This window comes from Bradyrhizobium sp. ma5, assembly GCF_042258955.1.
Lineage (GTDB): Bacteria > Pseudomonadota > Alphaproteobacteria > Rhizobiales > Xanthobacteraceae > Bradyrhizobium.
In genome coordinates, this window is record NZ_CP170156.1 from 1,936,802 (window position 1) to 1,950,472 (window position 13,671).

Sequence of the window (13,671 nt, forward strand, 5' to 3'; positions counted from 1 at the left end):
TCCGCCACATACACACACGATCATAGTGCGTGCCCCACGAGAGCAACCTACGGATCGTACCCAGCCGGACGGGGAGCCGGATCGCTTCCGGTCACATCTCGGTATCTCCGCCTACCCCATGCGAACCGGCACCAATCCTGCGACACCTCTTCCAATGAAGCGATATCCCTTGGCCGGCTCCAACTCCGAATGAGATCCTGATTGTAATTATGTAGCCATGCGGGATTAAAAAGCGTATCTGTATAGCGGACGCCGCCGTCCGGTAGAATGGTCAGAACGTTCTGCGAGGGGGCCCGAGCTGCACGCCACTCCGCAACAGCTAGAGCTGCACCGCTCGATGGCCCGACAAGCATTCCGGTACGTCGGTGAAGGTCGTGCACCTTTTGCACCATCTTTGGAACCGGAACCCAGTGAACTTCATCGCACAGTTCAAAATTTACATTGCCCATAGGAATCCCGGAGCCCACGCCAAGCATCGTCCAGGCTTCCCTGCACATCTTGGTGATCCGCTTGGGTTGGGCACCAAAAATCACGCTTTTGTTATGATCAACGGCGATTACTTCCAACTTCGGGTTCTCTCGCTGCAAAACCAAAGCCATTCCAAAGAGCGACCCCCCGCTGCCGACTGTGCCAACGATCACGTCGATCTTCTGCTGTCTAGAAAGGGCCCGCTCGGCGATTGGTCCATAAGACAACGAATTCAAAGGATTTGTGTACTGTTGCGGCCAGAAGCTGTCGGGAATTGACGAGCGTAGCTCACCCAGCGCTTGAAGCCGCGCCTGCTGTAGTCCTCCTTTGCAGCCCTTACTGTCGCAAATCGCATGCAAGACTGCACCCAAATTCTCCAATCGCCAACGCACGACGTCAGGGAGTGGCCCAGTAACCAGCGTGAGGCCCAGGTCATATAGAGAACAAAGGATAGAGAGAGCTAGAGCGAACGTGCCAGAACTAGACTCGATCACATGCCCCCCCGGCCGCAACTGGCCATTTGCCAATGCGATATCAAGAATATACTTCGCCGGAGCAAACTTCATAAGCTCAAACTTTGCGGCAACGAGATTGTGGGCAACCTGCACGAACGTCGGAAACGCGAGTGTTTCGATGACATTTCCGCTAAATGATTTCGTGGATGTAGTCATACTTCCGTTTGCTCCTAAATGTTCGAGCCTAACATCATACGACGATTTCATAACGTGGGATCTGTTCTCTTCGTTCCCCTAGAACGAGGCGCTTCTCGGCTCGGAATAGAGTTAGACCCATTGGCTCTGCTAAGTGCGCGACTAGCTGGCGACATGCTATTTCCACTCTTCGCTGTAATCGCCGCGGTCGGGGTAAACATCGACATTCGGTTCTGATTACCATCAAGAGTCGTGCCACTGCCAAGCGTGTGTTGGAGCAACAACTCGATACCGAGTCCTGCTGAACTCTGCGCTTGCTGCGCGGAGCTCCCCGATGTAGGGCGCTCGGCTCGATAAAGTTGATAGGAGCTTGCCCCAGAGCCTTTGTTTCCCACAACGAACTGCTATGCAGTTCGGTGGACGCCGTGCAAACACAATGACGTAATGCAGCTCTGCTCTGACTCAGGGGACGAGACAGAGCAAGTGTTCCCGATCAGGCTATATCAGGATATTCGGCCGCGGCCGAGCGTGAGACGGTTTAGAGTCATCGCGGGATGCATTCACTTCGAAGTTGTTCAGCAATCGACAATTGCTGTCGTGCTTGCGACGAGCCCTCCGGGTAACTGCGATTGAACTGCCTTGCTGCGGGCCATCGAATTTGGCCATTGAAAATTTGGCCATGGAAAGAGGCTTAGAATCATTCTTTGAGGGCTTTCCTGGGCGGCTGGCACGACTTTTGAAGCCTCTTTTCGCAAGTGGCAAACGAGCACTCACAACTCGCACTGCAAAGAAACGCTGGCCCGCTCACGTATCCAAGCGCCGGATTTGCGGAATTCGCTGCAACCGAAGTCTGGCCGCATCTATAGAGATTTGCTATGCGCGCAATAGAAGGATACGGTGAAGCCATTGGTCATCATGGCGAGCTTATTCAGGGGATTTTCGAGGACGAAAATGGCCATTTGCGTCGTGGGCTAACGTCGTTGCCTTGCCGACAGCTTAGGTCAAAAGCAATGTTCAAGGCGCACGGCCAAGATATCTTATCGGTCAGTCCACGGCGTTGTGAAAAGTCGAGACGCGCCGCGGAACTCGTACTCAAGACGTTCGGCCGGCTCAGGGGGGGTGGTCATCTAACCGTACAAAGTAACATCCCTGTTGGGCGCGGCATGGGCTCATCTACCGCCGACGTGCTGGCCAGTATCTTGGCGGTTCTCGATTATCTGGCTATTCAGCTATCGCCTGATCGCGTAATGAAAATTGCGGTGAGAGCTGAGACGGCATGCGATTCTACGCTGTTCTCGCAGCAGGCCGTACTGTTCGCGCATCGCGAGGGGGACGTAATAGAATCCTTCATTAACTCGCTCCCGCCGATCGATTTCATCAGTATTGACACAGCTCCGGGCCACACGGTCGATACGGTCGCACTCCAGCCGGCAGATTACAATCGGACAGAGATCGAGAGCTTTCGTCCGCTCCGGCGCCTATTGGGCAAAGCGATAAAAGAGTCAGATCTCGGCTTACTTGGCCGAGTCGCTACCGCGAGTGCGCTGATTAACGAAAGATTCCTTCCAAAGCCGCGCCTGCACGAAATCGAGGCAATTGGTACCCGATATGGCGCTATCGGTGTTCAGGTCGCTCATAGTGGAACGGTGGTTGGCTTGATGTTCGATCCAGCCAACGAAAACACGACCGAAAACATAGATCGGGCAATGCTTAACCTGCGAGAGTCGGGTTTTAACTCCGCGACATTTAGATCAACTTTCGGAGCAACAAGTGGTCAGTGCGATGACGGCGATGGACGAGTGCCATGATTTCACCCTCCTCGGAACAGCGGCGTTATGGATCCGGCGTGCCTGGACTCGTCGACGTTAACCATGTGAGATTGGTGGCGGCCAACGCGCGGCGGTGACGGGAGCTTTTGGAGCGGATGTCGGGCTTCAATTTACGAGGGCCGACCGTGCATGGGACGACGTTCACGTACCATTTGTCGGCTGCCAACGCTCCCATACGCTGATGCTCTGAAGGGCTTCGGACGACAGCCCTAGACCCTATATTCGCCCTCTGAGGTGACGGGCGGCCCGCCCCGCGTCAAGCTCCTATCGGGGTTGCGCCAGATGGTCCGGCGCCGAGCCTCAAGCATGGGGAGCGGGCCGGATGAACGATAGCATTTTCATGGGGCTGGATGTGCACAAGGCGACGATTTCGCTTGCGGTGGCCGAAGGGATGCGCGGCGGGGAAGTTCGTAAATTGGGGATCATCCCCAATCGCGCCGATCAGATCGACAAGCTGGCGAAGAAGCTTGCCAAGGGTAACCGGCAGGCAAGTTTTCGCTACGAAGCCGGTCCCTGCGGATGTCCATGCCCCTCGATCAGAGCGCGCCTGGCCAGGGAGTCCAGCGTCCGGGCGCTCAACCGGAAAGCGGCTCCGCTTGATCAAGGCCCTTGACGGCAAACATGAGAGCGGGCTGTCGAAAAAGGTACTCGCCACCAACCTGCGAGCGTGATTTTGGCTCCGACGAGATTCGGAGATGGTGCGTGCGCGGCGGCGACAATCGAACGGGGGAGTTGTTTTCAGCTACGTCGACCTGGAGGCGCGGGTGCGGCGCGATCATCCGCTGCGAGCGATCCGGAGGATTGTGAACGAGGCGCTGTCGGAGCTGGAGCGCGGTTTGCCGCGCTCTATTCGCCGATTGGGAGGCCGTCGATCCCGCCGGCGAATCTGCTGCGGTCGATGCTGTTGCAGGCGTTTTATTCGATCCGCTCGGAGCGGCTTTTAATGGAGCGGCTGGAATACGACCTGCTGTTCCGTTGGTTTGTCGGAATCGGCGTCGACGACGCAGCCTGGGACCATTCGGTGTTGTCGAAGAACCGCGACCGGCTGCTGGAAGGCGACATCGCGGTGCAGTTGCTTGCCGCGGTGCTGGCGCAGCGCAGGGTGAAGAGGCTTCTATCGAGCGATCACTTCTCGGTCGATGGCACGCTGATCGAGGCCTGAGCCTCGATGAAGAGTGTCAACCGAAGGATGGCTCTGGCGAGCCGCTGCGCCTTTGCTAGAGCGTGATGAGTTTAGTTTTGGTCATATCCGGCGTTTGCGAAGTAGTCGGCGCATTCGGCCGGTGAGACAGTGCCGAGGATCGGAGCGATAGCATCGTAGACGGCCTCGGTGGTTCGCTGTGCGGCTTTGCGCAGCCAGTGTTTGAACTTGGCGAAGAACTGCTCGATCGGATTGAGATCAGGCGAGTATTTCGGCAGGTAGAAGAGCGGGGCGCCGGCGGCACGGATGGCGCGACGCACGGCGTGGGCCTTGTGCGAGCCGAGATTGTCCATGATGACGATGTCGCCGTGCCGCAGGGTCGGGACCAGAACCTTCTCGATATAGGCAAGGAAGGCTTAATCGGGACGATCCTGCTCGGCGGCAATCAGCGTCTTTTTTTGTAACTGAGCTTCTCGGCGTGGACGAACTCCCACATCGTGCGGTAATCGACCTTCAGGCCACGCTCAGCGAGTTCGGCCACCAGCCCGCGCACGGTAAAATCGTTTCGGCACCGTTGCATCAGCCATTCGCGGTGCGGCCCCGCAATCTTCTTTGGCCGATAGCCCCGATCTGGTCTGGCTTGACGCTGCCGGTCTCGTGGAAGCGCTGTACCCAGTTGATCGCCGTGCTGATGCCCACCCCAAATTGAGCCGCTGCCTGATGCCGCGACAGGCCGCCTTTGATGACAGCTCTCACCACCCGCTCACGAAGGTCATCCGAATAGGCTCGTCCCATCCATGCTGGCCTCCTTCCCAGCCAGCATGTTGAATCAGAAGCCTTCCGATTTGGGAATCCCAAGTCGAAGCTAGACCCATCCCGCTCTAGACCTGCGTTCTCCTCGTGTTCGCTTGCTGGACCGACATGAACGTTATTGCTACCGGCATGAGAGCGGCCCGGACATTTCAATTGTTGTCGTATAATACTGATCTTCAAATCGATCGACCGATGTAAGGCCCAATCGCGGAGCGGGATTGACATGATCTTCCACAGCTTATCGATGAGAGTGTTCTAGGCGTAACAGCAGTGATTGACGATATCGCCATAGGATTTGAAGACGTGGTTTGACGGCCAATTTTGACGCACTAAATGCCAGACCTTGCTTTCTATTTCGTTGGGATGAAGCTGCATGGCCTCGCTGTTACGGAAGTGCAGGACCAGTGCCGCGCCGGTTGCGAGCTCCGCGCGCACGGTACCGAACAGGTGGGCCGATTGCGTGCGTTGGTCGTGAGCGGCCAGCGGCCGCGATCCCTTTCTGGCCCAGCCATACGTGAGCTTGTTCTTCTGCCACACCCGCATCCTTTTTCATCCGGCAGCCGTTAGAAGTCTCTGGTGTTTGCAGCGAGACCCGAAGTTTGGACCACTACTAGAGTTTTGCGCGAACTGTACTACCACCGGCACTACGCATCACAATGATAAGTCCGAGTGTTGTCGCGCATGGTGTGATCTTTGAATTTCGAGGGTGGGTTAGTCGACGTTGAGATCGTCTACTGGGACGGTACTCCACGCGCCTGCGCAGGGCTTTCCAAGTACGAAATCGAGGGCGGGCGCCGCTGATTGCGCAAGCATGCCTAGGTTTGAACGAACACTACCAGCCTAGATAGGCGGGTTTTCCCGACTCTTCAGGTAAATGGAGCGGGACGCTTTTCGTAACAAGCGCCCGCATAACCGCCTCACGGTCAAATGGGGCGTCGTTTCGAGGTGTATGTCTAAAGACTCTTCTTATCTCGATAAGCCGGTTGTTGCATGAGTACTTGCAGAGGGAGCGCGATGGGTGAAATCATTGGCGAGCAACGTGGCATCAAGGCGATCGAATCCTTAGAATCAAATGTCAGATCGTACTCACGCTCGTTTCCAGCAATTTTTAGTCGTGCGCGTGGTTCCATCTTGTTAACAGATGCTGGCCGGAAGTGTATTGATTTCCTCGCAGGTGCGGGGGCGCTGAATTACGGCCACAACAATCACAGGATCAAAGCTGCTATTGTTGAGTATCTAGCTTCGGACGCCGTGGTTCACGGGCTTGACATGGGCACTCCCGCAAGATTGGAATTTATGAAGACTTTCAATTCAGTCATACTGCGGCAACGAGGTCTGCAATACAGAATCCAATTCACGGGGCCGACGGGCGCAAATGCTATTGAGGCAGCTCTAAAGCTTTCCCGAAAAGTAACGGGACGCCAAAATATAATTTCGTTCACACGCGGATATCATGGCATGAGTTTAGGAGCGATGGCTGCGAGCGGTAATCGCTTTTATCGTGCAGCCTCGGGTAGTTCTTTGCCGGGCGTAACTTTCATGCCGTATGATGGCTATCTCGGGTCCACTGTTGATACTGCCGACTACTTGCGAAAGGCGTTGATGGACGAAAGCAGCGGCGTCGATTCGCCGGCTGCCATTCTCGTCGAAACTGTGCAGGGGGAAGGTGGCATAAACGTTGCTAGCAAGGAATGGCTGCGATCAATTCAGGCCATAGCGAAAGATGTTGGCGCGCTGTTGATTGTCGACGATATTCAGATGGGTTGTGGTCGCACAGGCGCTTTCTTTAGCTTCGAATTTGCGGAGCTGTCGCCAGACATTGTTGTTCTCTCGAAGTCTCTAAGCGGGTACGGTTTGCCATTATCAGTGCTACTAATCAAAGATGCGCTCGACGTATGGCGGCCCGGAGAACACACGGGCACTTTTCGAGGCAATAACCTTGCGCTTGTGTCTGCAACTGCAGCCGTAGACATTTATTGGCGCAACCAGAGCTTCTCAGAGGAAATTCAGCGCACGGGGAAGCTTATGCGGCGCCGACTTGAGATCATCTCCGCGAATTGTGGATGCAGTTTTGCAGTTCGGGGGAGAGGCATGGCGTTGGGATTTGATTGTCAGAGAGCTGAACTCGCAGAAGCTACCGCACGGAAGGCATTCGAAAAGGGCTTGATTATCGAACGATGCGGACCTGTTGATCAGGTCCTAAAAATCCTGCCTGCACTCACTATTGACCTTCAGACACTCAATGACGGTCTTGACATATTCGAGGAAGCGCTGACAGTAACACTTAAGCAAAGTGCTTCGCTGCAGTGAACCTGCCGTTCATTCAGACAACAAGCAAACACGAGACCACGCAACTATTCGTTATCTGCTGGACCACCGAAGAAGGAGAACCATCTGATCTATCCCAGCCGGGAACTGGCGTTGTCCAGTACGGCGTCTTGCCGGTTGCGGTGCGTCGTCGGAAGCTGGGAGTCGGCACGTGGGACCGGCGACAGTGCTAGCAACGCCATCCTGACTAGGGCCGACCAGCGTGTGTCGCGTGGTATTATATCCCGCTGTTCACGTCGCTGGCCTCGATCCGCGTCACGCTGGGATGCTGGCAGACCAACTACAATGTGACGCGACCACACTCGCACCTCAGATGGAAGGCCACGCCCGAGTGTTGCCTCCTTGTTCAGCGATCTGCCTGGCGAGCATCTGAGCTGCTTCAAAATTGATTTCATCGCTTGTGCAGTTTGAAATCGTCGCAGTTTCACATTGCTTGACTGCTTGACCCTTATGTGGTCCGTCTTGGTGTACGCCCGTTTCCGGAGGGGCCCGTCGCTACCGCCACCCAATCGGGGCAGATCGGACGGCCAGTGCGAACTTAGCATTGGATGAGACTTACGGAGCAATGTCGCCATCGTGCTCATTCACGTCGCATCTGCAAGTACAGAAAATTGAGTGAGCGTGCGGCAAAAAAGTGCTGGTGAACGCAGCGTTCGAATTCGTTAGGCTGGATGGTCGACATAGCATCTCACATCAGCTCAGAGTAGGATTAGGTCTGCTTGTCTGGCCGATGAGCAGTAGGGATGTCCAAACCGGGAATGTTGAGCTCAGCTTCGCAGGAGACTTCTATGATGGTTTCTGGGTGAGGGCCATTCTTGAACTGCGCGTATTTAAGCGCTTGAGCTCGACTTACGAAAAGGCCGCCAAACATGCCGCTTCGCTCGCGAGCGATCCAGTTTCCATAACGATCCTTGCCAACGAACACGGTTCGCGGTTTGAGGTTGCACGAGGGAGGTTTGGTAGTGGTCACGCACATGGTCCTTCTTACAAACGGTGTTTTCCTAAATCGCGCGCAAATCGCCCGCTGCTCGGGCTGGCTTAGAAGGCCGGAATGCTCATTTGAAAGCAATGCGAACGCGGGACCGTCCCAACTTCATCAGCAATTGCACGAGGCAAACGCGCGAGCGTACCATCGCGTACTTGGAGCTGGCTTTCAGAGCCGTGCTGACATACCTCAATCAGGTCATTGGAGAGAGGGCGTCGGCGAAGAATGGTCGAGAGTGGTGACCGGATCTGAGGTTCTCTGCGTTTGCGCTTGTGATGCAGGAACGCCCGGGAGGCCGGCTTTCGTATTTCATTGCCAGGATGAACTGGATGGGTGCCTACCACGAATCTCACGCGAAGCGATGTTGATTCTAGGGCTGCGAACAGTAGGTGCGTTGGCGCATTTGTTGGGATTGATCGGCCGATCCTCATCGGTAACTCCCTTCATAATCCTCTCGTCCAAGCAAGCGGCGTGCCACTTCCGGGGATAGTATGCGCGGCTTGAGTGAGGCAGTAGAAATGTTCGTGCCCGCCGACGTGGAACGGATTGCTTGGTTATCGGTATTCTCCGACATCAACAATCATCAGACGTAAACGACGCAATGAGGAGCAGAGGATGGCGGTTCCTCGTCACAAGATCTGGACAGTTGACGACGATAAAAAGCCTTGGAGACTTCGTTACGAAGAGTCTTAGACGGTTATCGGGCACGCGGTCTGTCCAACGATCGCATCTGCCGCGTCACAAAGTTGACACCGGGGCGAAGTGGAAGTTGCTCAACGGCGCGATTGAGGTGGGTATCGCAGTCTTTACACCATCGTACTCTCTCGCTGGCGGCCAGTGCGCTCACTTGCGCATTGGAAACTCCCTCGAGTGGAACGAGTCGAAGGACTTTCGGGGCGGGCGTTCGACGCGGTGCCGGTTGTGCTCGGCGATCCGGGCTTAGCAATGGTGGCTAGGAAGAGGCAGGGCCGCCCTCCAACCTCCTTCTCGAACTACTCGGCAAATTGCAGCCACGGCAATTTGATTGCCGGCGGCCGCAGTTCGTTCAGCAATAGCTTGAGATGACCAGCGTCGCCGGGGGGCGCCAAGCTTATGATTAACCTGCGACATCGACGACACCGATGAGGCATTCGTAGGAGGTGAGCGGGCCAGATGCTTTTGAGAGACTTCACACTTGATTGATGACCCGCCCTCGACGGAAAAATGACCGTGACACAGCAAAATCCCGGGTACGAGGATCATGCCATGTGCATGATCGACGCTTCGGTGTTCCGGGGCCGCAGAGTTTGAGGGGCGGCGAAATGGATTGCCGACGGTAGTTCTTCGGGAAAATTGCTTGAGGGCAAATCCGCCTGCACGCGTCGCTGATAGCTGCGACCTTGATTTGGATCACAGCGACTTGGCGAAGCCGGCCGTCGAGCAGGCCAATTGACGACGACGTGGGGCAAGCCGAGTGTGCACAAGGCAGCGGTTGCCGAAGATCGTCTGCAGCCGCGGTCTGGGTTATCCGCTCCCTCGTCGCCGTTACGCGCAGACAAGTCTCTCCTTGTCACCGTTGCGGCCATCTGTGCCGCTTGGGGGGCCTCTTCGAAGCGATGGCAAGAACGATAGGCTTGTCGGCCAGGCATTAAGGCTAAGTCCGAGAGCTTGGCGAAGATAGCACAGACGGACCCTCGTCCGGCCCGGCCGAGGCAATTGCCTTTGACGTTCGACCTAGCAAGCCGGTGAGGGTGGCTTCCCCAGACCCGAAGCATCATGGCGTGTGCTTCTCCTCCAGAACCGGCAACGCAGCACTGCTTCGGTTCGCAACTAGCAAATTCATACGCCGGCGAGCGCGCGGTTTACGATATTCTTCAGAAGGGCTACTTGCGATGGGCAATGGGTGCAGCCACTGTTCGCCCCGTAGTCGGTTAGCGCCGGCGAATTCCGCCAAGCAGTTTCCAAATCAAATTTCGGCGCTCGGATGTTGCCGATGAGGAACTTGTGGCTGTCGGGATCACCAATTACGTACGGGCATGGATACAAGTCGCCATTTGCCGAGAGGTACACCGAGGTGATTCCGCAGCTGCACTCGTTGAATTTAACGTTTGGCCTGAGTTCCTTGGTGTCGACGAAAATCGGCGGCGAGAGTTCAAGGCGGGCTGAACTCTTTGCAGCCATAGCGATCAGAGCTTCCTGCAAATCTCTAATCTCCGCAGCCGTGCCTAAAAACGCATCCTCGTTGTCGAGGGCGGCACCTGAGGCCAGTATCGGCTTGATCCTGAAGCAGTCAACGCCAATCGAGGACAGTAGCCGATATACGTCCTGCGCCTCCCCGATGTTGTGCCGATTGGCGGTCATCCTGGCATGTACAGAGGCTCCGCAATTGACCGCTTCAGCAATTTGCCGAAGCGCAGACTCATAAACACCCGCTTTGCCGCGGAGGCGATCCACCGTGTCCGGCTTTGCGCCGTCGAAGCTGAATTGAAAACTCAGCTTCCCTGGATCTTCGAAGATCGAAACCACCTCATGAATGGGAACTTGGCCGAGGCCGCCAGTGTACAGTTGGACGTGGAGCCCTCGCTTGTTCGCATGGGCCATCACGGCTGCGGTGCGTGGAAAGACGATTTCGAGAAGTGGCTCACCACCCGTGACCGAGACCATCCTCAAGCAATATTCGTCGACGAGAAGATCGATGAAGTTCGTCATCTCGTCGATGGACAATTGAAACGGCTCAAAGAATCTCCTGTATTGAGTTCGACGTTCTTTAGGAACGTAACAGTGCTTGCAATAAAGATTGCAGTAAAAAGATACGCAAATTCGTAAGTGTTCGAAGAAAATGGGAGGCGGGCCGTCGAGTGGCATAGCTTTGTCCTCGGTTTGTCGCCCCATACTGAGGGCAAGGTTCAGGCCAGTCCGATGCAGTGGAACTGCTGACGATTTCTTAAGGGCGCTGTTGGCAGCGCTCTGCCGTGTGTCATATGGGCGCAATAAAAATGCGGAATCTAAGCGTGAGATCTCTTTAACTCCCTCACATATGTTTGAAGTAACTACAGCTACAGCTACGTCGTTACCGATGAGCCGATGGCAGAAAGAAAGCCTAAGGGAATTCAACCGTCGTAGTGCCGATGTGATCTCGAACGGCTGAGCGATTCAATTGTCGCCGTTATTCCCTCAGTGTGCGAGGGTCCAGTTCGCCGAGAGCCTGTCTGACAACGAGGCCGAGTTCGCCGCCCGTACCACCCCTGAAGAGCATCCCTTCGAGGCCGTGCTGATCGCGCTTGGCATCAAGCATGCTATACCAAGCCCTATGGCCACAAACTAACGGCAGGGTCGAACGCTTCTCGCGAAACCCAGACGACGACCTCATCGAGGGGGTAACCTTCGTCAACACTCGCAGCCTTGGCCAACCTTGTCCCAGCCAGGATTCACGTGTGCTTGTATTATCTGTCGGCACATCTGCTGGTCCTTGGGTTGTGGATGAGAGACTTACGCAAGCTTGGGAACTTTCGCGCATCCACGGCGGGCAAAGCTGCTATCGCCGGCTTCAAATTCTGGATCGTTGCGTGGAAGCCCGCGATGTGGATCTCCAATCGGAGGAATCGTTGCCTGTGGTCAGCCCAGAGCTCCTTTGTCGTTCATCGGACCGTGCGCAGCCTGAGGCTGCGCCTGAGCCGTAGCCATTTCGCCGACCGGCCGGCGGAGCCGAGCGCGTCCGCGACATCCTGTTGTGACACTATCAAAGGGCCATTGAACAAGGGGAGCTATCTTAGGCTCTGCTAGCCACTCTTAAGACTGGTAGTGGTGGATTGAGAGTTACGCGCATATGTTTGGGCGTGGATGGTCTTCAGAGAACTGAGGTATCCTTCCGTCCTGCAGGCTCAACTGTAGGCCGCAGGGAGTCGCCATTCGGGCGGCTTCGCATCATGTTGTCGGTGGGTCTCCGCTGACTGGCGGGGGGCTAGGAGGCAGTGTCTTTCCGCGCTCGACGTCGCCGGCGAAATGATGGGCGAGCACCCAACGGAGCTTGTTCTCGATGCGCAACGAGAGCTGCTTGGTAGTTTGTCTTTCGACAGGAGGTCGTAGCGTGCGATCGGCGCATTGGATCGCTAGCTCCACGAGTGAGCCTGTCCGCCGCAGCAATGAATTGCAACGCCTTTATATGCGCTATTCCAAAGGATTAGCGACGATTTCGACACTACAAGAAGGGTTACCGCCGGATCTGCAAGAGATCACGCCGATGACCGCCGTCGGGCTGAATGAAATGAGGGTTTGTACGAACCTGACGCGATCCGTTGGTCAACTACACCGCAAGTCGTTCGAAAAATGTTCGGCGACGCTGCCAAAGCCTGCCCAACGTAATGTGTTCGATTGCTTGCTTGGTGCCTCCGGTCGCATGTCGCTAGCAGCCGTACTACTCGGTACCAATGGCTCTGGTGATGCGTAGATCAAGCCATTTCCCTTTCCGACCTTACGTTCCCGAACATCAACTGGAGAAGGCGATGCGGCATTTCATTAGCCTAAGTGACGTTACCCCATCTGAATTTGGAGACATCGTGGCGCTGGGACTCGAACTATCAAGATGCGGGAATGTGGAGCGACGTAGCCTTGATCGGCATTTGATCGGAATTCAGTTCTCTGTTCCTTCTACCCGCACCAGAACAGCGTTCACGACGGCGTCAGTGAAACTCGGTGCTGTCCCTCTCCCTTACGGACCGAACGACCTTCAGATATCAACCGGCGAGACGATCTCGGATACCGGGCGAATACTGGCCGGAATGCTTGATGCCCTCGTCGTCCGGACGAATGGTCCGCAGTCGGAAATGCGAGCCTTGGCACAGCAATCAAAGATGGCAGTGATTAACGCGATGAGCGACTTGGAACACCCGACTCAGGCGGTCAGCGATTTCGTTACCTTGCGCCAACGCTTCAAATCACTGAACGGAATACATCTCTTATACGTTGGGGAGGGGAATAACACCGCGGCTTCGTTGGCAATGGCAACCGCCTTGACGCCTGGCATGAAGAGCACGTTTCTAACGCCACCTGGTTATGGGTTGCAAGCGGATATTCTTCAACAATGTGCCAGAACGAGCGCCAGCACGGACGCGGTGATCCGTGAGTACCACAGCGTTGAATGCATGCCAAATGACGCGGACGCCGTGTACACAACCCGCTGGCAGACAATGGGGGTACCGCGCAAAAAGCCGAATTGGCGGGATGACTTTGAGCCGTTCCGCGTGGACGCCACATTAATGAGGAACGCTAGCAGAAGTGGTGCCACTTTCATGCATGACCTGCCTGCAGTCAGAGGTGAGGAAGTCACCGCTGCGGTTTTGGACGGCTCTGACAGCATTGCATTCAAACAGGCGCATAATAAGGTTTTCGGCGCGATGGCTGTGCTTCTGTCCTGCCTCCAGTAAGTGGAGCGCACCGACTCGTTCGCTATTGAGTTGGATTGTTGGCGACCGAAGTTGC

Annotated in this window: 10 protein-coding genes and 2 pseudogenes; 7 read left to right on the top strand and 5 right to left on the bottom strand. The window is 55.7% G+C overall.

Going from position 1 to position 13,671, the window contains the following annotated elements; genetic code table 11:
- Positions 1–47: 47 nt before the first annotated feature.
- A complete protein-coding gene (locus ACE103_RS09050) occupies positions 48–1,139 on the bottom strand; it encodes a pyridoxal-phosphate dependent enzyme (RefSeq protein ID WP_375779131.1) in 1,092 nt (363 codons plus the stop codon).
- An 854-nt stretch (positions 1,140–1,993) separates the two neighbouring features.
- Between ACE103_RS09050 and ACE103_RS09055 the strand changes: the two genes are divergently transcribed.
- From ACE103_RS09055 to ACE103_RS09065, 3 genes and pseudogenes are all read left to right on the top strand, one after another.
- Positions 1,994–2,926 carry a GHMP kinase gene (locus tag ACE103_RS09055; protein WP_375779132.1) on the top strand — a complete coding sequence of 311 codons (933 nt, stop codon included), beginning with the start codon at positions 1,994–1,996 and terminating at the stop codon, positions 2,924–2,926.
- A 343-nt stretch (positions 2,927–3,269) separates the two neighbouring features.
- Positions 3,270–3,560: a hypothetical protein gene (locus ACE103_RS09060; RefSeq protein WP_375779133.1), complete on the top strand. Its 291-nt coding sequence runs from the start codon at positions 3,270–3,272 to the stop codon at positions 3,558–3,560.
- 89 nt (positions 3,561–3,649) lie between these two features.
- Positions 3,650–4,106: pseudogene (locus ACE103_RS09065) on the top strand (transposase); the annotation flags it as partial.
- A 74-nt stretch (positions 4,107–4,180) separates the two neighbouring features.
- Here the strand turns inward: ACE103_RS09065 and ACE103_RS09070 are convergent.
- Together ACE103_RS09070 and ACE103_RS09075 are read right to left on the bottom strand one after the other, a co-directional pair.
- Positions 4,181–4,883, bottom strand: a pseudogene (locus tag ACE103_RS09070) (transposase).
- Between the two features lie 273 nt (positions 4,884–5,156).
- Entirely contained in the window at positions 5,157–5,444 is a 288-nt protein-coding gene (locus tag ACE103_RS09075; protein WP_375779134.1) for a hypothetical protein, read from the bottom strand.
- Between the two features lie 471 nt (positions 5,445–5,915).
- Here ACE103_RS09075 and ectB point away from each other — a divergent pair, with 471 nt between their 5' ends.
- Together ectB and ACE103_RS09085 are read left to right on the top strand one after the other, a co-directional pair.
- On the top strand, positions 5,916–7,211 hold the full coding sequence (gene ectB, locus ACE103_RS09080) for a diaminobutyrate--2-oxoglutarate transaminase (RefSeq protein WP_375779135.1): 1,296 nt from the start codon (positions 5,916–5,918) through the stop codon (positions 7,209–7,211).
- A 278-nt stretch (positions 7,212–7,489) separates the two neighbouring features.
- Entirely contained in the window at positions 7,490–7,618 is a 129-nt protein-coding gene (locus ACE103_RS09085) for a hypothetical protein (protein ID WP_375781059.1), read from the top strand.
- A 320-nt stretch (positions 7,619–7,938) separates the two neighbouring features.
- Here the strand turns inward: ACE103_RS09085 and ACE103_RS09090 are convergent, their stop codons facing one another.
- Positions 7,939–8,205 (bottom strand): hypothetical protein, encoded by a 267-nt coding sequence (locus ACE103_RS09090; RefSeq protein WP_375779136.1) that lies wholly within the window; start codon positions 8,203–8,205, stop codon positions 7,939–7,941.
- A gap of 1,827 nt (positions 8,206–10,032) precedes the next feature.
- Positions 10,033–11,085: a radical SAM protein gene (locus ACE103_RS09095; RefSeq protein WP_375779137.1), complete on the bottom strand. Its 1,053-nt coding sequence runs from the start codon at positions 11,083–11,085 to the stop codon at positions 10,033–10,035.
- Positions 11,086–12,280: 1,195 nt separating this feature from the next.
- Here ACE103_RS09095 and ACE103_RS09100 point away from each other — a divergent pair.
- Both ACE103_RS09100 and ACE103_RS09105 read left to right on the top strand, forming a co-directional pair.
- Positions 12,281–12,640 carry a hypothetical protein gene (locus ACE103_RS09100; protein WP_375779138.1) on the top strand — a complete coding sequence of 120 codons (360 nt, stop codon included), beginning with the start codon at positions 12,281–12,283 and terminating at the stop codon, positions 12,638–12,640.
- A gap of 55 nt (positions 12,641–12,695) precedes the next feature.
- Positions 12,696–13,616: an ornithine carbamoyltransferase gene (locus tag ACE103_RS09105; protein WP_375779139.1), complete on the top strand. Its 921-nt coding sequence runs from the start codon at positions 12,696–12,698 to the stop codon at positions 13,614–13,616.
- Positions 13,617–13,671 lie beyond the last annotated feature (55 nt).

Bases quoted from the DNA above. Each gene is read 5' to 3' on its own strand.
- ACE103_RS09090 (WP_375779136.1), bottom strand. From the start codon at position 8,205: ATGTGCGTGACCACTACCAAACCTCCCTCGTGCAACCTCAAACCGCGA.
- ACE103_RS09050 (WP_375779131.1), bottom strand. From the start codon at position 1,139: ATGACTACATCCACGAAATCATTTAGCGGAAATGTCATCGAAACACTC.
- ACE103_RS09060 (WP_375779133.1), top strand. From the start codon at position 3,270: ATGAACGATAGCATTTTCATGGGGCTGGATGTGCACAAGGCGACGATT.
- ACE103_RS09105 (WP_375779139.1), top strand. From the start codon at position 12,696: ATGCGGCATTTCATTAGCCTAAGTGACGTTACCCCATCTGAATTTGGA.
- ACE103_RS09075 (WP_375779134.1), bottom strand. From the start codon at position 5,444: ATGCGGGTGTGGCAGAAGAACAAGCTCACGTATGGCTGGGCCAGAAAG.
- ectB (WP_375779135.1), top strand. From the start codon at position 5,916: ATGGGTGAAATCATTGGCGAGCAACGTGGCATCAAGGCGATCGAATCC.
- ACE103_RS09055 (WP_375779132.1), top strand. From the start codon at position 1,994: ATGCGCGCAATAGAAGGATACGGTGAAGCCATTGGTCATCATGGCGAG.
- ACE103_RS09095 (WP_375779137.1), bottom strand. From the start codon at position 11,085: ATGGGGCGACAAACCGAGGACAAAGCTATGCCACTCGACGGCCCGCCT.